This is a genomic window from Confluentibacter sediminis, assembly GCF_003258355.1.
Taxonomy (GTDB): domain Bacteria; phylum Bacteroidota; class Bacteroidia; order Flavobacteriales; family Flavobacteriaceae; genus Confluentibacter; species Confluentibacter sediminis.
In genome coordinates this window covers 12,730-35,170 of sequence record NZ_QKPO01000013.1, presented here as the reverse complement: position 1 = coordinate 35,170, position 22,441 = coordinate 12,730, and the positions used below count along the sequence as shown (strand labels likewise).

Here is a 22,441-nt window from a genome sequence, read left to right as displayed (position 1 = left end):
ATATTATATAAGCATCAAGAATCATACCAACTGGCTTAAAACCAACCGTTCAAAATTTAATTTGTATATCTGCTTTTTTTATCAAAGCCATATGGGCAATGTCTGCAAGCATTTTCACAGCAATAGCCACGTTTTAAATGATATTGCTCTGTAAAACATCTGTAACCTTCGGGTGTTAGGTAAAAATCACCTTCTTCAACAGGTATTATTTTCTTCATAATATAACAAAGATAATGTAAATTAGACTATTTTTTGAAGGTGTTAACTTATGATTATAGTTTCTAAATATTTAGTGCCAAAAGGTTATACTGGCTTTACGTTTTTCCCATTTGTATTTATTAAGGATGCATATTTATGTGAAGATGTATTTTTGTTGAATCATGAAAAGATTCATTTAAAACAGCAACTGGAGTTGTTAATTATTCCTTTTTATATAATCTATGTAATTGAATTTCTGGTAAGATTATATCAGTATAAAACATGGCATATGGCTTACCGAAATATTTCTTTTGAACGCGAAGCTTATCGAAATGAATATAATTTACTATACTTGAAGGAAAGGTCTTTTTGGCAATTTTTAAATTATATTAACGACCATCATGTTTAATTTAGACAAAAGTATCAATCAGAAAATCAATCTGCCTTTAGAATATGGTGTTGAACTATTTATAAAACGTGAAGATCAAATCCATCCATTTATTTCTGGAAATAAATATAGAAAACTTAAATATAATATTGCAGAAGCAAAACATTTAGGTTTTACTAAACTTTTAACCTTTGGTGGTGCTTATTCTAACCATATTGCAGCAGTTGCCTTTGCAGGAAAACAGTTTGGATTTGAAACTTTAGGAATTATTAGAGGAAATGAATTAGAAGGTAAAATTAATGATAACCCAACCCTAACGTTTTCTAGAGACTGTGGTATGCAATTTAAATTTGTTACCAGAGAAGCCTATCGAAATGACAAGTTAATAGATAAGTTTCAAGACTTTTATATCATTCCCGAAGGTGGTACCAACGATTTGGCAATAAAAGGTTGTGAAGAGATATTAAAGGAATCTGATATGGAATTTAATTATATATGTACACCGGTGGGTACAGGAGGAACTATTAGTGGACTTATAAATTGTTCACAACCTAGTCAACAAATTTTAGGTTTTCCTGCTTTAAAAGGGGCTTTTTTACAAGAAGATATTAGTAAATTTGTATCGAAAAACACTTGGAAACTCGTTTCGGACTATCATTTTGGGGGCTATGCTAAAATTAATTTAGAACTTATCCGTTTTATAAATGAATTTAAAGAAAAGCATGATATACCCTTAGATCCTGTTTATACAGGGAAAATGATGTTTGGAATTTTTGATTTAATCCAAAAGGGTTATTTTCCCAAAGGATCAAAAATTTTAGCCATTCACACAGGAGGATTACAAGGCATTGAAGGGATGAACAGTAAATTAAAACAAAAAAAATTACCATTAATTGAATAAGGAAATGAAAAAGATTGGGCTCGTATTGTTTTTGGGAATCATGATTTTTAGCTGTGGCTCCAAGAAGGAAGCAGCAAGAAAAAAAGCGGCAAGGAAAACGAATACAGAGCGTGTTGTTATTGACCGAAAAACTGAAGATAAACCTGTTGTTAAAGAGTTTCCTGAATCAACAGGCACTAACCAAACCAAAAACAATATAAGTTCTACCGAAGATTATATAGCGACATTCAGTGCCATAGCACAGGAAGAAATGCGTTTATATGGCATTCCTGCCAGTATTACTATAGCACAGGGTATTTTAGAGTCAAGTTCTGGTAAGGGAAGACTTTCGATGGAAGCTAATAACCATTTCGGAATAAAATGCCATGATTGGACGGGTGATAGAATTTATCATGATGATGATGCCGATCAGGAATGTTTCAGAAAATATATAGATCCCAAATATTCGTATAGAGATCATTCCTTGTTTTTAACAACCAGAAAAAGATATTCTAACTTATTTGATTTAAAAAAGGACGATTATAAAGGTTGGGCAAAAGAATTAAAAGCTGCAGGTTATGCAACCGATAGAAAATATCCCGACAAATTAATTAGTTTGATTGAACGCTACGAGTTGTATAAATTTGATGAAGCGGTTGTGGGATATAAAAATAAAGGAACTGTCGCTTCAAACAACGTTAATATTAATACCTATACAGTAATAAAAGGAGATACTTTGTATTCCATTTCCAAAAAATATAATATGACTGTAAAAGAACTTCAGGATATAAATGGTTTAAAAGACAATGCCTTAAGTATAGGACAAGAATTGCTTATAAAATCATCTTCAAAAAACTTTTAATATATGATTTACAAACGAAGTAGTGCCTTATTTATAGAGGCAGAACGTGTTATTCCTGGAGGTGTTAATTCTCCTGTTAGAGCCTTTAAAGGTGTAGGAGGGACTCCTATTTTTGTAAAAGAAGCAAAAGGTGCTTATTTGTATGATGAAGATGGCAACCGTTTAATTGATTACATCAACTCCTGGGGGCCAATGATTTTAGGTCATGCTTATCAGCCCGTGGTAGATGCTGTTATAGAAAAAGCTAAAAAGGGTACATCGTTTGGGATGCCGACAGAAATTGAAACCCAAATTGCTGAATTAGCAGTTTCTATGGTGCCTAATATTGATAAAATTCGATTTGTTAATTCAGGTACTGAAGCGTGCATGAGTGCGGTAAGATTAGCTCGTGGTTATTCGGGGAAAGATAAAATAATCAAATTTGCTGGTTGCTACCACGGTCATAGCGATTCATTTTTAATACAAGCGGGTAGTGGTGCAAGTACTTTTGGAACGCCCAATAGTCCTGGGGTTACAAAAGGTACCGCACAAGATACCTTGCTTGCTAGATATAATGATATTGAAAATGTAAAAGAATTGATTGCAGCTAATCCAAATGCGATAGCCTGTATTATTATAGAGCCGGTAGCTGGAAATATGGGGTGTATTCCACCAAAAGAAGGTTTTTTAAAAGCATTAAGAGATGTATGTGATGCTAATAATATCTTGCTAATTTTTGATGAGGTGATGACCGGGTTTAGACTGGCTAAAGGTGGTGCACAAGATCTTTATAATATTAAAGCAGATATTGTTTGTTTTGGTAAAGTAATAGGGGGCGGTTTACCAGTAGGAGCCTTTGCGGCAAGAGAAGAGATTATGAATTTTTTAGCTCCAGTGGGTCCTGTGTATCAAGCTGGTACATTAAGCGGAAACCCCTTAGCAATGGCAGCCGGATTAGCCATGCTTACTGGGTTGAATACTGACCCCGAGGTTTTTAATAGACTGGATGAAAAGACTGAATATTTGCATAAAGGGATGGCTTTGGTTTTGAATAAAAATAAGATTGTTCATACCATAAATAGAGTAGGTTCTATGATTTCCGTTCACTTTGCTAAAGATGACGTTATAGATTTTGAGACATCTGCTAAAGGAAATAATGATACTTTTAAAAAATTTTTCCATGGTTTATTAGATGAAGGAGTTTACATTGCACCTAGTGCTTTTGAAACTTGGTTCATAACCGATGCCTTGACTTTTGAGGATTTAGATTTTACCATTAATGCCGTTAATAAGGTTTCAAAAACATTATAAAAAAAGCATTTCCAATTTGGAAATGCTTTCATTACTAAGTAATTCAACTGTAACTATTATTAACTCTATTTAAAATCTTCTTGGGATGAAAGGGGTTCGATTTTGAGCAAATCGTTTGTTGTTTTTCATGCTATTTTTAAAATTATGCTTCATTTCCTCTTGTATTGTCTCCCATTTTGCACGTTGTTCAGTATTTAGAATAAAAGCCATCTTTATTTTTGTGGCGATTTGCATGTCTAGTCTGTCATTCCTCATTTTTAATAGTTCCTGTTTTGATGGTCTTTCCATATTACCATTATCTCTTTTTGCCTTATTAGAGGCCATCATGTCTTTGCGTTTCTTAGCGTTTTGTAAGTTTAATTTATAGACTTCCTTTTGTTGGAAATCATTTAAATCCAATTGTAAAGTCATTCTTTTGGTTTGCAAGCCAGCAGATTCTTCAGGTGTTAAAGAAATCATTTTTCGAGTCATTTCTTTTCTATCAAGATGCCCCATTTTTTGTTGCGCTATACCTTTGATAGAGATGAAAGCTATAGCAATTAATAATATTTTTTTCATGCCTTTATTATGTTTGTTTTGTTTGTCAATAGGACTTAACAAATTTAGAATGGTTTAATGCGTATAGGTTTTTTAACTATACATTAACATCTGTTAAGTTTTTAAAAATGAATATGTTATATGTTTATTTTTTTTAACTTAAATCTTATTTACAAGAGGTGAAGTTTGGAAATAAATGTTGATTTCTTAAAAAAATTAACACTTGAGGGCTTTTGTCTTAAAGAAATTGTAAAGTTATAATTAGGAATGTTAAACATTTCTAAATTGATTTTAATACCTAAAATTTATTGTGTCTATTTGTAGTGTAATTAGAAATAAAAGCATAAAATTAAAATATTAAAATAAAGTTTAGTTTGGTTAACTAAATTAAGTTAGTTGGTTAGTTAGTAAAAAACCCGTAATTAGTAGTTACGGGTTTTTTTATTTATGAAATTTACAATCAATTATTATTAAAATGAAATAATAACATTTTATATAAAAGTTCTTTTTTAAATGGTTTTGGGATGTAATTATTCATACCACTAAGAATAGCTTTATTGATAGCTTCTGTGGTAACATTGGCAGAAAGACCAAAAATAATGACGTCTTTATTACGTTTTCTAATGATTTCAGTCGTTTCAAAACCATCCATTTCAGGCATATGTATGTCCATAAAAATTAATTGATAATTTTTTTGTGCTACTTTTTTTAAGGCGATTTTACCGTTTTCGGCCGTATCAGCTTTAATGTCCATGGTTTCAAGAAGCTTTTTTAACACTATAATATTTATATTGTTGTCATCAACTATTAAAACGCTTAAATCAGATAAATTGATATTTTTTTTAATTTCAATAGAAGTTTCTTTTTCCTGATTTTTCGCAATCTTAAATAAAGTGGATATTTTAAATATAGAGCCTTTTTTAAGCTTACTTTCAATAGTAATTTCTCCACCCATCATAGTTATCAGGTGTTTGCAAATAGCTAAGCCTAAACCGCTGCCTTCATACTGTTTTTTTATACTGCTATCAATTTGTGTAAATCTGTTAAAAATGGTTTCAATTTTTTCTTTGGGGATGCCAATTCCTGTATCCTTAATATTAATATTTACTTGCAATTGATTTTCAATTTCTTTTTCACTATATGTAAATATAACCCCTCCTTTATTGGTGAATTTTAAAGCATTTTTAAGAATGTTATTTACAATTTGAAGCATTTTATTTTGATCGCCTAAAACATTCATTCCTAAAGTATTTTCGAAATTTGTTTTTAAATACAGATTTTTTTTCAAGAAGAGAAACTGATTAACCTCAATTAATTCTTTGATTTTTTCAAGAGGGTTGAATAAAATTTCGTTTAATTCTACACTTCCAGATTCTATTTTATCAATATCTAAAATATCATTGACGAGATTTAAAAGATTATTTGAAGACTTATCCATTAAATCCAAATACTCTTTATTTACTTTACTTAATTTACTGTTTTTTATTAGCTGAATAAAGCCAAGAATAGCGTGTAAAGGTGTTCTTATTTCGTGACTCATGTTTGATAGAAACTCTGTTTTTGCTTGTGAAGCTTTTTCGGCTCTGTCTCGTGAGATATTTAATTTTTCATTGGTAAGCACTAACTCGAGGTTAGTCTGTATGGCTTGTTTTTCACTTTTTTTGGTTTTTAAGTAAAAGTGAACCAAAAGGGAAACAATTATTGATAAAAACAGTCCGGTAAAAAAGGCTAAATTAATTAATTTTTCACCATCTTCTATTTTTAATTTTTCAGTTGGAACTACCTTTAATTGCCATGTTTTTAAACCTGAATCATCTAGATTTATAAAGGTACTATAACTAATTTTATGATGTTTATTAAGTACAATATCTTTATTAACATTATAAAAAAGAGTGCCTTTTTCATCATATAATTCAATGCTAAATTGATTATTTAGATACTCAACTACTGTATCAAAATTGGTCTTGAAATCCATGCCAGCAGTAATGGTTCCCTGAAATTTATTATTATAATAAACAGGAACATCCACAAGAAAAGCATTTCCGGATTGTGTTAGTTTTGCCCAAGGGGTAATGTTTGTTTTATCACTTTTAGAATACTTAATCCATTCATCTTTTCGGTAATCAATTTTTGATATATCTAAGTTTAAAGCGTCTTCATTACCTTTTAGGGGAGTTATTTTTCTGATAACCATAGAACTATCTATCCATTCTATAAATTTAAAAGAGGGGTTTTGATTTAAAATTAAGTGGGCATCATTTTCCCAGTTGCTGTAATAAGCACCATTTGTAAACTCTAATCGATCTTTAAGGTTTTCAAGTCTTGATACATCGCTTTTATAAATATTTTTAAATTCATTAGAGATAAATTTGCCAATATCAAAAACTTGATTTTCTACTAGAGTATGATGTTCACGTACTATAATTTCATAAAGGATTATTAATACTGTAAATAATAAAATAAAAGTAGTAATTGGTATAATTAAATATGAAATACGTGCTCTAATCATACATAAATAATGTGGTTTCAATTATTAGTAAAGAAAATACGTATTATAAATGTAATCTATATTTATCTATTTATAAGGGTATTAGGAAATAATTTTAACAAAAAGGCTGTTGTCGGTTTTTTCAACTTTAGCAACATTGTGTTTGGTTAATTCTTTAATAGAAATATCCCATTTCTTGTTAGATAGACCAGATTGTATTTTTAAATCATTAAGTTCTAATCTTTCGGATTTTTTTAATAACTCCAAAACAGCTTTTGCCTCATCACTAAGCGCTACGGCTTTTTTCTCTGGTCTCATTTGAGGGAAGAACAATACTTCTTGTATCGATTGGTTATTGGTTAAAAACATAATCAATCGATCCATGCCAATACCCATGCCGGATGTTGGTGGCATACCATATTCTAGAGCACGTAAAAAGTCGTAATCAATAATACCGGTAGCTTCATCGTCCCCTTTTTTTGCTAATTCCATTTGGTGTTCAAAACGCTCCCGTTGGTCTATCGGGTCGTTTAATTCAGAATAAGCATTCGCAATTTCTTTACCACAAACCATCAATTCAAAACGCTCGGTCAATTCAGGATTTTCACGATGTTCTTTACATAGCGGACTCATTTCTTTTGGGTAATCGGTTATAAAGGTTGGTTGTATATAGTTGCCTTCACATTTTTCTCCAAAAATTTCGTCAATCAGTTTTCCTTTACCCATGGTGGCATCCACTTCAATACCCATACCTTTAGCAGCTAGTCTAATTTCGTCTTCGGTTTTTCCTGTTATGTCAAAACCAGTGAAATGTTTTATGGAATCTGCCATAGTCACTCGGGCATATGGTGCTTTAAAATCAATATTATGGTTGCCGAAAGTGGCTTTTGTAGTCCCATTTACCGCTATAGCGCAATGTTCTAGCAAGCGTTCGCAAAAATCCATCATCCAGTTGTAATCTTTGTAGGCTACATAAATTTCCATGGCTGTGAATTCAGGGTTATGGGTTCTGTCCATACCTTCATTTCTAAAGTTTTTTGAAAACTCATAGACACCATCAAAACCACCAACAATCAATCGTTTTAAATACAATTCGTTGGCAATTCGCATGTATAATGGAATATCCAAGGCATTATGGTGTGTCATAAAAGGTCGAGCTGCTGCACCACCTGGAATGGGTTGTAATACAGGGGTTTCAACTTCAAAATAACCAGCATCGTTGAAAAAGCCGCGCATCGCATTAAATAACTTGGTGCGTTTTACAAATACGTCTTTCACATGTGGATTTACTACTAAATCAGCATAACGTTGTCTGTAACGTTGTTCAGGATCTGTAAACGCATCATGCACATTGCCATCAGCATCTGTTCTTGGTAGTGGTAATGGTTTTAAAGATTTACTTAGTAATGTGAAATCTTTAACCTTAACGGTTTTTTCCCCTACTTTGGTAGTAAATAATACCCCTTCAATACCTATAAAATCACCTATATCTAAAAGTTTTTTATAAACTTCGTTATATTTGGTTTTATCGTCACCAGTACAAATTTCATCTCTATTAAAATAGACCTGTATTCTACCTTCGGCATCTTGCAATTCCGCAAAACTAGCATTTCCTTGAATACGACGAGACATTAATCTACCGGCAATTATTACAGACTCACCTTCCTTGAACTCTTTCTTAATCTGCTTTGAATTATGCGATATTGGAAATAAATTAGCTGGATACGGATTAATCCCTAATTCACGTAATTTGGATAATTTTTCTCTTCGGACAAGTTCGTGTTCTGATAATTGCGACATATTCTAATTTCTGAATGATTTTTTTAAAGGCACAAAGATACTATTAAAACCTAGCATTTAAAACTAATTTTTGGGTGTTTCCCTCTGGGTTGCACTTTCAGTATTCCACATTGGTTTGATATAAACGCTCATGTATATTGTAACAAAAAGCGTTGTTTATAGTCAAATAAACAGTAATCAATCATAATCAATCACATCATGAGTTTCTGGAGAGTTATCCTATGTATATTTTGTCCACCCTTAGCTGTCATAGGCAAAGGTTGTGGGTCTATCTTTATTGTTTTTTTACTTTGGCTTTGTGGCTGGGTGCCAGGCGTTATTGCAGCATTGGTTATTGTGAATAATCCGAATAGATAAAACCTAAAAAAATCGTAATTTTGTAGTCTATGAATAAGAGAATAGAACTGCAAGATTTAGGCTTAAAAGACTATAAACAAACTTGGGATTACCAAGAGCTGTTGTTTAAATCCATTTTGGATGTAAAAATCAATAATAGACGAGAAGATACCCAAATTGATACCAATAATTATTTTTTATTTGTAGAGCATCCACACGTGTACACACTTGGTAAAAGTGGCGATGTCTCTAACATGCTGTTAAGTGAGCAACAACTTGCTGAAAAAGGTGCCACTTTTTATAAAATAAATAGAGGAGGCGATATTACGTATCACGGACCAGGACAAATTGTTGGCTATCCTATTTTAGACTTAGATAATTTTTTTACCGACATCCATAAATACCTGCGTTTTTTAGAGGAAATGATTATTTTGACGCTTGCGGATTATGGTTTGAAAGGGGAGCGTAGCGATGGAGAAACAGGGGTTTGGTTAGATGTTGGTACGCCATTTGCACGTAAAATTTGTGCTATGGGCGTTCGTGCCAGCCGTTGGGTAACCATGCATGGTTTTGCGCTTAATGTAAATGCCAATTTGGGTTATTTTGATAATATTATTCCTTGTGGCATTCGTGGTAAAGCCGTAACATCTTTACATGTTGAGTTAGGTGTGACACAAGTTAATGAAGCTGAGGTTAAAGAAAAAATGATTAAGTATTTTTCTGAACTTTTTGAGGCAGAATTTTTTGGAGGCCTTTAGAGTCTTGTTAGTATTTCGTGCGTTCAATTCATATAATTGAAGAGGATTGTACAAAAGAGATGTTTTTTTTATTTTTATAACTTTTTTATAACTTCTATCAATCTGTTTTTAGTAATAGGTTTAATGATATAATCGGAAACCTCATTAATCGATTTAGCTCTAGTAATGTCATCGTGAGAAATAGAAGAAGAGCATATGTAAATGGTGATTTTTTTTCCTATTGAAGGATTAAGTTTAGCATATTCCTCCAAAAATTGCCAACCATTCATTATTGGCATACTAAGGTCTAAAAGAATAATTTCGGGTAAACTATCGGTATTGTATTTATTCTTTTTTAAAAAGTTTATAGCATCTAAGCCGTTTCCAAAAACCTTTATTAAATTCACAAGGTTAGTCTGCTCTATAACTTTTTTTGTCAAGAAAACAAAAATGTCGTCATCGTCAATAAGTGTAAGTGTTTTTATCTGGTTCATATGTTTTGGTTTTTAAATTCTATAAAAAAAGTACTGCCTTTTTGGGGTTGGCTCTTTGCCCAAATTTTTCCATTCATGGCTTCCACTTGGGTTTTTGTCATGAACAGTCCAAATCCTTTTGCATCGGGATGTTTGTGAAATGTTTTGCGAATTTTAAAAATCTGATCTTTATGTAATTCTAAATCGATACCTAATCCGTTATCGGCCACCGATAATATTATGCTATTGTTATCTCCTTTTTTAGTTTTTATAGTAATAGTCGGCTTCCTCTTTGGTGATCTATACTTAAGAGCATTACTTATTAAATTTGATAAAATACTTTCTATATATTTTTGAGGAAAATATATTATGGAAGCTTGATTTAAATCTAGGAGAATGTCCGCTTCATATTCTTTAATTTGAGTTTCAAAACCTTTCAATATTTTCTCTATGCAATCTTTTAAAATTATTTTATCTGCTTTTATTTCAGTATCTTGCTTTACTTGAATGGATTCTACCAATTCGTTAAAAACATCCATTAAATGATTCACAACAGGTTTTATTTTTGCCAATACTTCCATACGTTCTTTTTCATCTTCACTTTGTTCAACATAATCGACTAGCATAGATACATTTATCAATGGAGCTCTTAAATTATGGGAAACAATATTACAGAAGTCAATAAGTTGCGTGTTTTTTAATTCCAATATGTGGGCGTGTTCTATAGCTTTTGCATTATTTGCTTTGATCTGTTCTTCGCCTTCTTTTCTTTCTGTAATATCAGATCTAATAGCAACATATTGGTAAGGTTTGCCAGCCTGATTTAAAAAAGGAACAATGGTAGTCGCAACCCAATAGGTACTGCCATCTTTTGCTTTGTTTTTCAGCTCGCCTTTCCATACTTTGCCATTGGCAATAGTTGTCCAAAGCTCCTTTATAAATTTTTTTGGGTGATATCCTGAATTTATAAGACGGTGATCTCGTCCTATTAATTCTTCGGCAGCGTATTTTGATATTTTGCAAAAGTTATCATTTACATGGGTAATGATTCCTTTTTGATCGGTAATAGCAACGATAGCAGATTCATCAAGAGCATATTTGTAATCTGAAATTTCTTTTAATGTCTTTTTAAGTTCTTCTTCTCCTTTTTTTCTATCCGTAATATCAGACCTAATGGCAACATACTGGTAAGGCTTATTGGATGCATTTAAAAAGGGAACAATCGTCGTGTCAACCCAATATATAGTGCCATCTTTTGCCTTGTTTTTAAGTTCGCCTTTCCATACTTTTCCATTAGCAATAGTTGTCCAAAGATCTTTAATGAACTCTTTTGAATGATGCCCTGAATTTATAATCCGATGGTCTTGTCCAATTAATTCATCAGCAGTATATTTAGAGATGTTACAGAAGTTATCATTTACATAGTTGATGATTCCTTTTTGGTCGGTAATAGCAACAATAGATGATTCGTCAAGCGCATATTTATAATCAGTTACTTTCTCCAAGATATTTATATTTAATAATTAATTCATGATTAGTTAAGTGGTTTTGTGGTCTTTATTCGTAGTTGAATAAATTATAATGTTTGCCTATGGAAACGTTTTGACATTATATCAAGCGTCAGACTAAATTAACCAATTTTTATATAGAGGAGCTATTTTTTGTATGAAAAATTGACGTAAGATATCTTTTTGAGTCAAAAGTGCTACAAAACAAGATTAAAAATATATCCTGACACTATGATGCACATGGTAACAACCCCAAAAAAGATACCTATTAGTTTTAAGCTCATTACTTTTTTTAAAAGCATGGCTTCGGGAAGCGATAACCCAACAACACCCATCATAAAAGCAATAGCGGTGCCTAAAGGAATTCCTTTTTCAACCAATACTTGTACAATAGGCAAAATACCTGATGCATTAGAATACATGGGTATGGCTAATAGAGTGGCTATAGGTACAGCAAACAGATTGTCTTTTGCCATATAGGTTTCAAAAAAGCCTTCTGGAATATAGCTATGCATGAATCCGCCAATAGCAATCCCCACAATTATATACGGAAGAATGCCTTTAATGATTGTTAGGGCTTCTTTATAGATAAAAGGAAAGCGTTGTATAAAAGGTTTGGGTGTTTCTTTAAAGGCTTCGTGTTCTCTTTCGGCATTTGCCAATACCTCTTTTACCCAAGGACTTAGTAAGTGTTCTAATTTTAATTTTTGAAGTATATATCCAGAAATAGTACCTAATAAAATACCACTTACAATGTAAATAATGGTGGTTTTTACACCAAACAAACCAATGAATAATCCAATGGCGACTTCATTGACTAAGGGCGATGTAACAAGAAAAGCAAAGGTGACTCCTAACGGAATGCCACCTTTTACAAAACCAATGAACAGAGGCACAGAGGAACACGAACAAAAAGGGGTTACCACCCCAAACAGGCTCGCCATAAGATATTCCAATCCAAATAATTTGTTTCTGGATAAGTAATTTTTAACCTTTTCAACAGGGAAATAGTTATTAATAATTCCCATCAACGTAATAACAACAAAAAGCAGTAAAATGATTTTAGTGCTATCGTAAATAAAGAAATTTAACGCATCGGAGAGATGCTCGTTGACTTTCATTCCAAAAACATCGTACACCAACCAATCGGCTATGTGCTGTATCCAATCAAACATGGGGTATTAGTTAGCAACAGTTACCTCCTGAACAACATTTTTTAGTAGTGTTCATATCTTCAGTTGGATTTTTGGATTTCAATAAATCTAAAATTTCTTTTTTGTCTGGGATTCTCCCTTTTATGACAATCACATCATCTATCACCAGAGCAGGGGTTATCATGACGTTATATATCATGATATCTTCTAAATCTTCAACTTTTTCAATACTGGCATCAATATGATTTTCATTAACAACATCTTCCACCACTTGTTTCAATACTTTACATTTTTGGCAGCCAGTTCCTAAAATTTTAATTCTTTTTGTCATGGTCATTTGGATTCATTACGTTTAGTAAATGTACCATGATGTTTAATAATGAATTATGATAAATGTTATGTTTTGAAGGTTTATTAACAAGATTACCTGAACTGTCACTCGAGTGGATTTGGGCGGGGTAACGGAGCAAATTTTATCGAGAATCAATGACAACTAAAAGTTCTCGATAAAAAATATCTCGTGCCTCGCTATTTTACTTGTCGAACGGACAATAGATGGTAATTAATGATAAAATAGATAAGGTTTGTCTTTTTAATTATGAATATGATTTTGAATAGGTAAAAGATTATACCATATTAACTCCAAACAAATGTCCAACGAATGCTGTTAATCCCATAGCAACTGTTCCCCAAAAGGTGATTCTAATAATGGCTTTTGTGATGCTAGAACCTCCTGTTTTAGCGGCTATAGTTCCTAAAATGATGAGGAATATAATAGCAAAACCATATAGGTAATATTCCATGTTTTGCAATGGTAAAAAGATAACTACCAAAAGCGGCAATATACCACCCACTGTAAATGATGCACCAGAAGCTAGAGCAGCTTGAATTGGTTTTGCTTGACTGATGTCATTAATCCCTAGTTCGTCTCTTATATGAGTAGCCAGAGCATCGTGTGCAGTCAATTCTTTGGCGACTATTAAGGCCGTGTCTTTTTTTAAGCCTCGTTTTTCATAAATCTCGGCTAATCTTACCAATTCGATGTCAGGCATGTCTAATAATTCCTGTTTTTCACGCTCTATATCGGCTTTTTCAACATCGGTTTGAGAGCTAACCGATACATATTCTCCAGCGGCCATAGACAAGGCACCAGCAACCAAACCTGCTACCGTTGCCAAAATAATAGGTTCTCTTAAATCACTGGCGGCAGCGACACCAATGGCAAGACTGGCTGTAGATAAGATGCCGTCATTGGCACCAAGAACGGCGGCTCTCAACCAATTGCTTCGTTGTATATAATGTGGTTCTAAATAATCGTCTGCAATGTCTGTCATTTTATCAGCTATTGATTTTTAATAGTTAAAGCTAATAAACTTTCGCTTCAAATTCAATGACTTAAATCATTTAATTATTTGAAAGAGTGGGAGTTTTATGAGAATGTACTTTTATGGCTTTTCAGCCTTTAAAATTTAATTAAGTCGCCTCGAAAGTATATAGGAAAGAGTTTAATAAATTCGGTAGTTTATATGAAATTTAAAAACAATTCAGAATGACAATGTTAAATTTCATTTTTTAATCGTTGTTGTTCTGTTTTTTCTGATAAACGTTTTTCTATAATGGGTTCAATCAAGGTTTTTCGTTGTTTGATTTTTACAAAAGGATACAATTCCAATGCCTCTTTCATTTTGTCGTCCATATTCATGTGCGCATTAGTTCCTGTTAAAACCATGTCTCCAGAATCAAATTGTTGTTGCTCTTTTTCGGCACTTTCTTTTATTTTCCGCTGAATGGTATTTTCTTTAAGTTGTTTTAAAAAACCACCCTGTGTTTCTATATTTTTGAATAATTCCAAAGCTTTTTCGGCTAATTGATTGGTAATGGTTTCAATATAATAAGCACCATCAACAGGATTATCAATTTTATTAAAATAACTTTCGTGCTTCAAAATCAATAATTGATTTCTTGCTATGCGATTTCCAAAAGTATGGACTTTATGGTAAATGGCGTCGTAAGACATATTGCAAATCGTGTTACTTCCACCCAAAATAGCACTCATACATTCGGTTGTGGTACGAAGCATGTTTGTGTTATAATCGTATAAGGTTTTGTTACGTTTTGTTGGGGTTGTATAAATTTGACATTCGGAGTTAAAGTTGTATTCTGAAGCTAATGTTTTCCAAAGAAGTCGTAAAGCTCTTAATTTTGCGATTTCAAAAAAGTAATTGCTGCCTACCGAAACGTTGAAAATGCATGTAATATGTTGCTTTGCGTCATTCGTAATGACATTTTCTAAATGATTTAAATACTCGTTGACGTGGGCTAGGGCATACGCTAATTGTTGCACCATATTAGCACCTGCATTTTGGTAAAGCGTCATATCAATACTAAAGCAGTTTGTTGTTTTTATAATATTTTCAAACCTGCTAAAATCGTCTTTTAGATTAGTAAACCAATTTCCATTTCTAGTCAAATTACCAATGATATCGGTGTGAATATGAATTCCTGCTTTAGTATGGATGGCATCTATTTTGTTTGTGAAATCTTCATAAAGAAACTGAAGTTCTAAATGAATTGAGGTCGTTGAGGTGTCAATGTTTTTCAGCAATGCTTCAACAGAAATGGTATCAGCCGGAATGATAAATTTAATGCTATCGGCACCTTTTTTTATAAATTTTAATGCTTTTAAATTTGATTTATTAACATCGACTACATAAATAGTTTCGCAAATGTGCCATTGGGTGGCTTTGGTGTTCGATACTTCAGGAAGTTCTGTGAAATCATCTGAATGATAAAAGGGTTTTACGGAAATGTCTTCGTTGGTTTTCCAAATGAGGGTTTTATTATAATCGGCACCTTTTAAATCAAATTGGATATTTTGTTTCCATTGTTTGGAAGTAATGGGAGTAAATTCATTAAATAATTGATTACTCATTATCGTTTGTTTTTAAACTATCTTCATATTCAATAATGAAAATCTCTTCACTGTCACGTTTCATGTAATATTCTTCGCGTGCAAATTTTTCTAAGCCTTCATCAGTGCTTAATTTTTTCAGGGCTTTTTTATCTTTTTCAATCTCTTTTTTATAGTATTCCTTTTGAGACTCTAAATCCTCTATGTCATTATTTAATTCTCTATGTATTAACCAAGAATTGGCATCAAAAAACAGCATCCAAACTATAAAAACAAACAAAATGAGAACAAATATGTTCTTAAATGGTTTTAATAATCTTTTTTTGTTAAATGCCATTTTATAATTTCTGGTTAATAATAGAACGAACAATATCTATAGCCACCGTGTTATGTTTATTATTTGGTATGATAATATCGGCATATTCTTTTGTGGGTTCAATAAACTGTTCATGCATAGGTTTTAATGTGTTTTGGTAACGTGTTAAAACTTCATTTAAATCTCTGCCCCGTTCAGAAATATCACGTTTTAAGCGACGAATCAATCGTTCATCAGTATCAGCATGAACAAATATTTTAATATCAAACATATCTCTTAATTCAGGATGTGTTAAAATTAAAATCCCTTCAACAATCATCACTTTTCTTGGATGTGTTAATATGGTATCGCCTGTTCTATTGTGCTTAACGAAAGAATATATAGGTTGGTGTATGGGATGTCCTTTTTTTAATTCTTTTAAGTGATTTTCCAATAAATCGAAATCAATGGACCTGGGATGGTCAAAATTAATATTAATCCGTTCTTCGTAACTTAAGTGTGTGGTATCTTTATAATAAGAATCTTGGGAAATCACACCCACTTCTCCTTCTGGAAGTTCGTTTAAAATCTGATTAACAACCGTCGTTTTACCACAACCTGTACCACCTGCAATTCCAATAATAAGCATGAAAAATAGTTTTAATAAGTTTGCAAAGTTAATGAAACAGTTAGTGTGCTATATCTTTATGGGATTTATTTTTTAATCTCTGAAACTTCTTTCTCAGTCACGATGTCGTCATTTTTGTTACCCCAGCTATTGGTGATGTAGTTCATGATATCTGCAATCTCATCATCTGCCAAACCTAAATTAGCCATGATACTGTTATATGTCTTTCCGTTTACAATAATTTCTCCTTGTAAGCCATACTTAATTGCCTTGATGCTTTTAGCCCGGTTGTTGATCAAATAATCTGACTTTGCTAACGGAGGAAAACTGCCAGTTAAGCCTTCTCCATTCCCCATGTGGCAGGTAATACAGAAGTCCTGGTAAATGTCTTTCCCTTTTTTAATACTTTCAATCAGTTCTTTATTTTGACCGTAAACGGATATCAAAAAACTTGACAAGAATCCCAAACCTAGGGTGAAACATATCTTCATATAAATATTTAGTTTGGTATGATTTTATAGATTCCTTTCCCTTCTACACCCACGTAAATATAACCATCTGGTGCTTGTACCACATTTCTAACACGGCCTAGACCTTCAAAAAGTTTTATACGTTTAACCACTTTATTGTTTTCAAGAACAAGACGCTCTAGATAGGCGAATTTTAAAGAACCTACTAAAAGATTGCCCTTCCAATCTGGATATTTGTTTGATGTAACCATGGCTAAACCGGAAGGAGCTATAGATGGTACCCAATAAAATAAGGGTTGTTCCATGCCTTCTTTAGAGGTCAATTCTGTAATTATGCTATTGTCATAATCAATACCATACGATATTACTGGCCAACCATAATTTTTTCCTTTTTGAATGATGTTTATTTCATCCCCACCTTGTGGACCATGTTCATGTTCCCAAATGGCACCAGTTTCTGGATTTTTTATTAAACCTTGCGGATTTCTATGGCCGTAACTATAAATTGCTTTTTTTGCATTAGGTTCGTTCACAAAAGGGTTGTCTTCTGGTATTCTACCATCATCATAAAGTCTATAAATTTTTCCATTATCCCTAGTAAGGTCTTGAGGATTTACAAAATGTTCGCCACGTTCGCCAGCAGAAAAATATAGGTACCCGTCGTTATCAAAAGCGATACGAGAACCAAAATGTTGCCCCTTGGTTGTATTGGGGGCTGCTTTATATAGAACTTCTTGATTTGTTAGCGAATTGCCACTTAATTTGGTTCTCATAAGAGCGGTATTGCCGCCAGTACCTTCGCCTTCAGAAGACGCATAAGTCATGTAAATCCAACCATTGTTTTCGTAATCGGGGTGCAATTTAATATCTAATAACCCACCTTGTCCACGATTATATACTTCAGGTACTCCTGAAATATTGGTTTTTATGCCATTTTTAAAATGAACCAACTCGCCAGATTTTTCAGTAATCAACATACTGCCATCAGGTAAAAAATCCATACCCCAAGGAATGGACATATCTGGAACTACCAATTCGGTCGTGTAACTTATATTTTGAGGATCTTCTGCTTTAACAGAAGATTCCGTTTGTTGAGCGCAAGCAGAAAGGGCTATGGTGATTAAAGGAATGATCATAAGTTTTTTCATGGCATCAAAGATTTTTATAAAGTTAATAAGAATTATTTAGAAATTGTAATTAACATTAATTCCCGCATAATAATTGACTGGATTTCCTGGATAATAATATCTAGGAGGCGTTGTTCCAAAGCTGGGCGCATTTATAAGTATTTGTGATGCGTATTTTTCATCAAAAATATTGTCTAACCCATAAAAAATATTAGCTCTTAATTTTTCTGTAATATTTAATCTATAGCCCACTTTTAAGTTGGTTAACTTATAATTGTCTGAATATAAACTATTGCTGTCATTCATAGGAATTCTGCCTACATATTGAAAATTGATATTTCCATAAAATCCTATTTTAGAGCTAACATCGATGCCTGCATTAAATACATCGTTTGGTACTCCTGTTAAATCGTTACCAGAAAAATTGTCTGTATCATCTACAAATTCTTTGAAAGTATAATCGTTTAGCGAATAGCTAACAAAGGATCCAAGAGAAAACGATTCATTAGTCACTATGTTATAATTTAGTGCCAATTCCAAACCATCATGTTGTGTTCTACCTGCGTTAATACCAATATATTGGTCTAAAGCAGTTCTTCTAGAAACAAGCAAGTTTTTAATGTCTAATCTGTATAAAGCCAGATTGAAAATCAGTTTATTTTTAATGATTGTACCTCTAGTGCCGATTTCGAAATTCCAACCAGTTTCCGGTTTTAAATCTTGGTTTATCTGTCCGTCAGGCATCAAAGTTTCTAAAAGTGTAATAGGCGAAAACCCATAGCTGATATCAGAATACACTGCAATATCATTAGAAATAAGATGAGATATTCCAAATTTAGGGGATAAAATACCATTAAATTTATAGGAGCCCGATTGGTCGGGATCTTCAGCAGAAACCATAAATCTATCGTCTAAATCGTATGAGGTTTGATTATAATTCAAACCAAACGACAGTGTGGTTTTCTTTGTTAGGTTATAATTGGTTTCTAAAAATACATTATAATAGGAACGATCCTCTTTAAAATTCACTAATTGGTCACCTTGTACACTACCTGTCCCTTCTGGATAATCTTGATAAAGATTTTCGTAAGTACCATATTTGTAATTGTCCTTAAACACTTCACCACCTATAGTCCAATCTAAATTTTTATCGAATAATGTGGTGTTACCTATCAATCGGCTTCTAATACCCAAGGCAAATATATCGTCCTTTAAAATATCAAAAGGTCTTGGTTCATAGCCATTACCAAATGACGTGAATACGCTCGTGCTTTGTTTTAAATGGTCGGTGTATTGATGTTTCCAAGATACACCAAAAATACCACGTTGTGAGTTTTCATAACCTTTTGCTTGTTTCCATGTAAAAGCTGCGGAAGACGGATTGCTTAGGTAAGCACTTTCGCTTATGGAACTTGGTATGTAAGCAAACAAATCTACATAACTCATTAAAAACGTCAGTTCATCTTTTTTGCTTAAAAAATGATTGGTACTCAATGTAAATGTTTGACGATCATATTCCCCATTATCCCTATAGCCATCACTGTGGGTATTACTATATATGGCTCTAAAACTGTTTTTTGAAGACCCATGATTCAAATTGATGACTTCTTTAAGAAGTCCAAACGAACCAAAAGAAAATGCGCCATTTGCATTCGTTTGGTTTAAATAGGCATTTTGAGGTGTTAGATGTATGGTGCCCCCTAAACCAGCGCCATAAATACTAGAAGCACCTTTGTCAATTTCCATTCTTGCAATAGAAGTCAGTTCAAAATCTTCAATATTGGTTTCGCCACTACCGTTGGTTAAGGGAATGTCTTTAAAATAAGCTCTAATTTTAGCAGTACCATATAGGTTTCTTGCACCAACACCTCTTATGGTAATTCTGTTGGTGTTTAGAGCGGCCGTTAGCATTAAAACTCCAGGAATCCTACTTAAAGTTGGTGACATATTGGTGTTGTGAGCGCGTTCCATATCGCTTGCAGAAATAATATTAACAGTGGTTGTGGCTTTTTTGAGTCGTTTTGGTAACTGATTGGCACTAATGACAACCTCGTTAAGTTCGGATGGATTGATACTAAGCTGAATGATTTGGTAGCTTTTGTTTAAAGTAATTTCAGCTTGGTGATATCCTAATTTTTTAAATATATAATTACCAGATTGTGGTACCTCAAATTCCCCTTGGTTATTAGAAACATAAGATTGATTATCTGCTGTATTGATAATACTAACATTATCTAAAAAAGCTCCACTTTCAATATCTACTATTTTACCTCTAAAAATTTCTTGGGCTGTAATTATTGTACTACTAAAAATAGTAAATAATAAAGTGATTTTAAAAACGAATTTCATTTGTGGTTATAGTTTAGTTGTTTAAATAAGGCATAAAACTATTACTAAAAATCTAATTTTATTATTGATTTGGTGTAAAAGAATGTTAATTTTATTTGATTTTCCAAGCTGTAGTTTTTTTTAAAATAAAGAATAAAACCTCTTGCATAACATCAATAATTATATATATTTGCACACTCATTTTCGGGGTGTAGCGTAGCCCGGTTATCGCGCCTGCTTTGGGAGCAGGAGGTCGCAGGTTCGAATCCTGCCACCCCGACGAACCTAGTAATAGGAAGTATTAAAACACTGTTAATTGTATGATTATCAGTGTTTTTTGTTTTTAAGGGTTTCAAATGAAACCAATTAAAATCATATAAAAGGTGTACAAATCGGTGAACACTTATTTGCCAGAATTGTTGTAGTTTTAAGGGACATTTAGGAATGATTTGACTTTTGTTTTTACAAATACATGTTTAACGAAAGCTTCTAAAAATGCAAACAAACAACACCTTTTCGGTGGTTTTCTTCACAAGAAAATCCCGAAACAAACAACAGGAACTCTCCATCTATGCACGGATTACCGTAAATGGCAAGCGTTCCGAGATCAGTCTAAAGCGACAAGTCCAACAAAAAGATTGGGATTCCTCTAAAAATAGGGGGCGGGGGAGCTCGTATACCATTCAGACCTTGAACAAGTACCTTGACCAAGAATACGCTAGACTATTGGACTGCCATAAGCAACTTTTGGAAGAATCCAAAATCGTTACAGCTAACGCCATAAAATCCCGTTTCTTGGGAGAGGATGACAACCATAAGACTTTATCCGAGCTGATAGACTACCATAATGTCAATATGGTTACGGTTTTAAAGCATGGCACTCTGAAAAACTATTACACCACAGAAAAGTATTTAAATAAGTTCTTAAACCATAAACTAAAAACAAAGGATATCTATTTAAAACAATTGAACTATGGTTTTATCATTGATTTTGAACAGTATCTGAGAAACTACAGGAATACCAAAAAGAACTTGATGCTTACCAACAATGGCGTGATGAAGCATTTGGAACGCTTCAAGAAAATGATAAACCTAGCCATAAAACTGGAATGGATGCAAAAGAACCCTTTTAACCAATTCCAGTTGAAGTTTGATAAATACGACAGAGCATACCTAACAGAGAGGGAACTGGAACGATTGGAAAACACCCATTACAATAACGAACGATTGGAAAGGGTCAAGGACTGTTTTCTGTTTTCGTGCTATACAGGGTTGTCCTATGTGGATGTCAAGGAACTTACCACAAAACAAATTACAAGAGGGATAGACAATAACCACTGGATATTTACCAAGCGTGAAAAGACAAACGAAAGCGTAAAAGTACCCATCTTGCCAAAAGCCATGGATATATTGGCAAAGTACAGGGATATTTCAAAGAACAGCGATTGCGAAGCTTTGCTTCCCCTAAGCTCAAACCAAAAGACCAATAGTTACTTAAAAGAAATAGCCAAAGATTGTGGTATCCATAAAAACCTAACCTTTCATGTAGCACGGCACACCTTTGCCACAACGGTCATGCTTTCCAATGGCGTACCTATCGAAACCGTATCAAAACTATTGGGACACACCAAACTTTCAACGACCCAAATCTATGCAAGGGTCGTGGAGACCAAGATTAGCGAGGATATACAAAACCTACTGATTAGATTTAGAACAAAGAAGCAACAATCCCAAGCACTAAATCAAACCAAATAATTTTTTAAGGCTTAAAAAAGAATTTCCTTTCAATATGCTCCTCATAAGGCAACGGGAGTGTATTGAAAGGAAATTTTATTACCTATATAAAGAAAGTTAGCAGCCTAAACTCACAATTAGCTTAAAATGGCTTGTTTTTTTAACTTTTCTTTGTTGTGTGTATTGGGCGGGCAGACAAGGTGAGAGTCATCTACAACGGATAAAAGTGAGCATAGAAATAATTATTGTAAATCCTTTTACATCTTAGGCTCAAATGAGTTTTTTAGTGGCCCTAAA

The 22,441-nt window shown here is 33.0% G+C and carries 22 protein-coding genes and 1 tRNA gene; 8 read left to right on the top strand and 15 right to left on the bottom strand.

The genetic code is table 11. The features are described 5' to 3' along the window. Positions 1-56: 56 nt before the first annotated feature. The gene (locus DKT72_RS18270) at positions 57-218 is read right to left on the bottom strand and encodes a C1orf53 family protein (protein ID WP_162623310.1); all 162 of its coding nucleotides are present in this window, start codon (positions 216-218) and stop codon (positions 57-59) included. 50 nt (positions 219-268) lie between these two features. Between DKT72_RS18270 and DKT72_RS12230 the strand changes: the two genes are divergently transcribed. From DKT72_RS12230 to hemL, 4 genes are read left to right on the top strand one after another with little or no spacing between them, the layout of a single operon-like run. Beyond that, positions 269-607 (top strand): hypothetical protein, encoded by a 339-nt coding sequence (locus DKT72_RS12230; protein WP_111309033.1) that lies wholly within the window; start codon positions 269-271, stop codon positions 605-607. Next, positions 600-1,487 carry a 1-aminocyclopropane-1-carboxylate deaminase/D-cysteine desulfhydrase gene (locus DKT72_RS12225; RefSeq protein WP_111309032.1) on the top strand — a complete coding sequence of 296 codons (888 nt, stop codon included), beginning with the start codon at positions 600-602 and terminating at the stop codon, positions 1,485-1,487. Before DKT72_RS12230 ends, DKT72_RS12225 begins: the two co-directional genes overlap by 8 nt. A gap of 4 nt (positions 1,488-1,491) precedes the next feature. Beyond that, complete coding sequence (locus DKT72_RS12220; RefSeq protein WP_111309031.1) at positions 1,492-2,328, top strand: glucosaminidase domain-containing protein; 837 nt, start codon at positions 1,492-1,494, stop codon at positions 2,326-2,328. Between the two features lie 3 nt (positions 2,329-2,331). Further along, the gene (gene hemL / locus DKT72_RS12215) at positions 2,332-3,618 is read left to right on the top strand and encodes a glutamate-1-semialdehyde 2,1-aminomutase (RefSeq protein WP_111309030.1); all 1,287 of its coding nucleotides are present in this window, start codon (positions 2,332-2,334) and stop codon (positions 3,616-3,618) included. Positions 3,619-3,687: 69 nt separating this feature from the next. Here the strand turns inward: hemL and DKT72_RS12210 are convergent, their stop codons facing one another. The 3 genes from DKT72_RS12210 to lysS all read right to left on the bottom strand — a co-directional run bounded on the left by DKT72_RS12210 (position 3,688) and on the right by lysS (position 8,443). Next, positions 3,688-4,176: a DUF4890 domain-containing protein gene (locus tag DKT72_RS12210; RefSeq protein WP_162623309.1), complete on the bottom strand. Its 489-nt coding sequence runs from the start codon at positions 4,174-4,176 to the stop codon at positions 3,688-3,690. Positions 4,177-4,615: 439 nt separating this feature from the next. Then, complete coding sequence (locus tag DKT72_RS12205) at positions 4,616-6,664, bottom strand: response regulator (protein ID WP_111309028.1); 2,049 nt, start codon at positions 6,662-6,664, stop codon at positions 4,616-4,618. An 81-nt stretch (positions 6,665-6,745) separates the two neighbouring features. Then, a complete protein-coding gene (lysS, locus tag DKT72_RS12200) occupies positions 6,746-8,443 on the bottom strand; it encodes a lysine--tRNA ligase (protein ID WP_111309027.1) in 1,698 nt (565 codons plus the stop codon). Between the two features lie 198 nt (positions 8,444-8,641). Here lysS and DKT72_RS12195 point away from each other — a divergent pair, with 198 nt between their 5' ends. Continuing rightward, positions 8,642-8,800: a YqaE/Pmp3 family membrane protein gene (locus tag DKT72_RS12195; protein WP_111309026.1), complete on the top strand. Its 159-nt coding sequence runs from the start codon at positions 8,642-8,644 to the stop codon at positions 8,798-8,800. Positions 8,801-8,829: 29 nt separating this feature from the next. Then, entirely contained in the window at positions 8,830-9,537 is a 708-nt protein-coding gene (gene lipB, locus DKT72_RS12190) for a lipoyl(octanoyl) transferase LipB (protein ID WP_111309025.1), read from the top strand. A gap of 74 nt (positions 9,538-9,611) precedes the next feature. On the opposite strand, the gene DKT72_RS12185 is transcribed toward lipB, so the two are convergent. The 11 genes from DKT72_RS12185 to DKT72_RS12135 form a co-directional block, all read right to left on the bottom strand. After that, on the bottom strand, positions 9,612-10,010 hold the full coding sequence (locus tag DKT72_RS12185; protein ID WP_111309024.1) for a response regulator: 399 nt from the start codon (positions 10,008-10,010) through the stop codon (positions 9,612-9,614). After that, the gene (locus tag DKT72_RS18385; RefSeq protein WP_111309023.1) at positions 10,007-11,494 is read right to left on the bottom strand and encodes a PAS domain-containing sensor histidine kinase; all 1,488 of its coding nucleotides are present in this window, start codon (positions 11,492-11,494) and stop codon (positions 10,007-10,009) included. The genes DKT72_RS12185 and DKT72_RS18385 overlap by 4 nt, the downstream gene beginning before the upstream one ends. Before the next feature lie 200 nt (positions 11,495-11,694). Next, complete coding sequence (locus tag DKT72_RS12175) at positions 11,695-12,672, bottom strand: permease (RefSeq protein ID WP_111309022.1); 978 nt, start codon at positions 12,670-12,672, stop codon at positions 11,695-11,697. A gap of 10 nt (positions 12,673-12,682) precedes the next feature. Next, the gene (locus tag DKT72_RS12170) at positions 12,683-12,982 is read right to left on the bottom strand and encodes a thioredoxin family protein (protein WP_111309151.1); all 300 of its coding nucleotides are present in this window, start codon (positions 12,980-12,982) and stop codon (positions 12,683-12,685) included. Between the two features lie 295 nt (positions 12,983-13,277). Beyond that, a complete protein-coding gene (locus tag DKT72_RS12165) occupies positions 13,278-13,985 on the bottom strand; it encodes a VIT1/CCC1 transporter family protein (protein ID WP_111309021.1) in 708 nt (235 codons plus the stop codon). Positions 13,986-14,209: 224 nt separating this feature from the next. Next, a complete protein-coding gene (locus DKT72_RS12160) occupies positions 14,210-15,583 on the bottom strand; it encodes a methylmalonyl-CoA mutase subunit beta (protein WP_111309020.1) in 1,374 nt (457 codons plus the stop codon). Next, entirely contained in the window at positions 15,576-15,899 is a 324-nt protein-coding gene (locus tag DKT72_RS12155) for an FtsB family cell division protein (protein ID WP_111309019.1), read from the bottom strand. Before DKT72_RS12155 ends, DKT72_RS12160 begins: the two co-directional genes overlap by 8 nt. A gap of 1 nt (position 15,900) precedes the next feature. Then, complete coding sequence (gene udk / locus DKT72_RS12150) at positions 15,901-16,506, bottom strand: uridine kinase (protein WP_111309018.1); 606 nt, start codon at positions 16,504-16,506, stop codon at positions 15,901-15,903. 65 nt (positions 16,507-16,571) lie between these two features. Then, a complete protein-coding gene (locus DKT72_RS12145) occupies positions 16,572-16,976 on the bottom strand; it encodes a c-type cytochrome (protein WP_111309017.1) in 405 nt (134 codons plus the stop codon). An 8-nt stretch (positions 16,977-16,984) separates the two neighbouring features. Then, positions 16,985-18,103 carry a PQQ-dependent sugar dehydrogenase gene (locus DKT72_RS12140; RefSeq protein WP_111309016.1) on the bottom strand — a complete coding sequence of 373 codons (1,119 nt, stop codon included), beginning with the start codon at positions 18,101-18,103 and terminating at the stop codon, positions 16,985-16,987. 36 nt (positions 18,104-18,139) lie between these two features. After that, positions 18,140-20,431: a TonB-dependent receptor family protein gene (locus DKT72_RS12135; protein WP_111309015.1), complete on the bottom strand. Its 2,292-nt coding sequence runs from the start codon at positions 20,429-20,431 to the stop codon at positions 18,140-18,142. A 184-nt stretch (positions 20,432-20,615) separates the two neighbouring features. Between DKT72_RS12135 and DKT72_RS12130 the strand changes: the two genes are divergently transcribed. Together DKT72_RS12130 and DKT72_RS12125 are read left to right on the top strand one after the other, a co-directional pair. Next, positions 20,616-20,690 (top strand) — tRNA-Pro (locus DKT72_RS12130). A 215-nt stretch (positions 20,691-20,905) separates the two neighbouring features. Continuing rightward, complete coding sequence (locus tag DKT72_RS12125) at positions 20,906-22,165, top strand: site-specific integrase (RefSeq protein WP_111309014.1); 1,260 nt, start codon at positions 20,906-20,908, stop codon at positions 22,163-22,165. Positions 22,166-22,441 lie beyond the last annotated feature (276 nt).

What these genes read in the sequence shown, in the direction of transcription:
- DKT72_RS18270 (WP_162623310.1), bottom strand. Translation starts at nt 218, where the DNA reads ATGAAGAAAATAATACCTGTTGAAGAAGGTGATTTTTACCTAACACCC.
- DKT72_RS12230 (WP_111309033.1), top strand. Translation starts at nt 269, where the DNA reads ATGATTATAGTTTCTAAATATTTAGTGCCAAAAGGTTATACTGGCTTT.
- DKT72_RS12225 (WP_111309032.1), top strand. Translation starts at nt 600, where the DNA reads ATGTTTAATTTAGACAAAAGTATCAATCAGAAAATCAATCTGCCTTTA.
- DKT72_RS12220 (WP_111309031.1), top strand. Translation starts at nt 1,492, where the DNA reads ATGAAAAAGATTGGGCTCGTATTGTTTTTGGGAATCATGATTTTTAGC.
- hemL (WP_111309030.1), top strand. Translation starts at nt 2,332, where the DNA reads ATGATTTACAAACGAAGTAGTGCCTTATTTATAGAGGCAGAACGTGTT.
- DKT72_RS12210 (WP_162623309.1), bottom strand. Translation starts at nt 4,176, where the DNA reads ATGAAAAAAATATTATTAATTGCTATAGCTTTCATCTCTATCAAAGGT.
- DKT72_RS12205 (WP_111309028.1), bottom strand. Translation starts at nt 6,664, where the DNA reads ATGATTAGAGCACGTATTTCATATTTAATTATACCAATTACTACTTTT.
- lysS (WP_111309027.1), bottom strand. Translation starts at nt 8,443, where the DNA reads ATGTCGCAATTATCAGAACACGAACTTGTCCGAAGAGAAAAATTATCC.
- DKT72_RS12195 (WP_111309026.1), top strand. Translation starts at nt 8,642, where the DNA reads ATGAGTTTCTGGAGAGTTATCCTATGTATATTTTGTCCACCCTTAGCT.
- lipB (WP_111309025.1), top strand. Translation starts at nt 8,830, where the DNA reads ATGAATAAGAGAATAGAACTGCAAGATTTAGGCTTAAAAGACTATAAA.
- DKT72_RS12185 (WP_111309024.1), bottom strand. Translation starts at nt 10,010, where the DNA reads ATGAACCAGATAAAAACACTTACACTTATTGACGATGACGACATTTTT.
- DKT72_RS12175 (WP_111309022.1), bottom strand. Translation starts at nt 12,672, where the DNA reads ATGTTTGATTGGATACAGCACATAGCCGATTGGTTGGTGTACGATGTT.
- DKT72_RS12170 (WP_111309151.1), bottom strand. Translation starts at nt 12,982, where the DNA reads ATGACAAAAAGAATTAAAATTTTAGGAACTGGCTGCCAAAAATGTAAA.
- DKT72_RS12165 (WP_111309021.1), bottom strand. Translation starts at nt 13,985, where the DNA reads ATGACAGACATTGCAGACGATTATTTAGAACCACATTATATACAACGA.
- DKT72_RS12160 (WP_111309020.1), bottom strand. Translation starts at nt 15,583, where the DNA reads ATGAGTAATCAATTATTTAATGAATTTACTCCCATTACTTCCAAACAA.
- DKT72_RS12155 (WP_111309019.1), bottom strand. Translation starts at nt 15,899, where the DNA reads ATGGCATTTAACAAAAAAAGATTATTAAAACCATTTAAGAACATATTT.
- udk (WP_111309018.1), bottom strand. Translation starts at nt 16,506, where the DNA reads ATGCTTATTATTGGAATTGCAGGTGGTACAGGTTGTGGTAAAACGACG.
- DKT72_RS12145 (WP_111309017.1), bottom strand. Translation starts at nt 16,976, where the DNA reads ATGAAGATATGTTTCACCCTAGGTTTGGGATTCTTGTCAAGTTTTTTG.
- DKT72_RS12140 (WP_111309016.1), bottom strand. Translation starts at nt 18,103, where the DNA reads ATGAAAAAACTTATGATCATTCCTTTAATCACCATAGCCCTTTCTGCT.
- DKT72_RS12135 (WP_111309015.1), bottom strand. Translation starts at nt 20,431, where the DNA reads ATGAAATTCGTTTTTAAAATCACTTTATTATTTACTATTTTTAGTAGT.
- DKT72_RS12125 (WP_111309014.1), top strand. Translation starts at nt 20,906, where the DNA reads ATGCAAACAAACAACACCTTTTCGGTGGTTTTCTTCACAAGAAAATCC.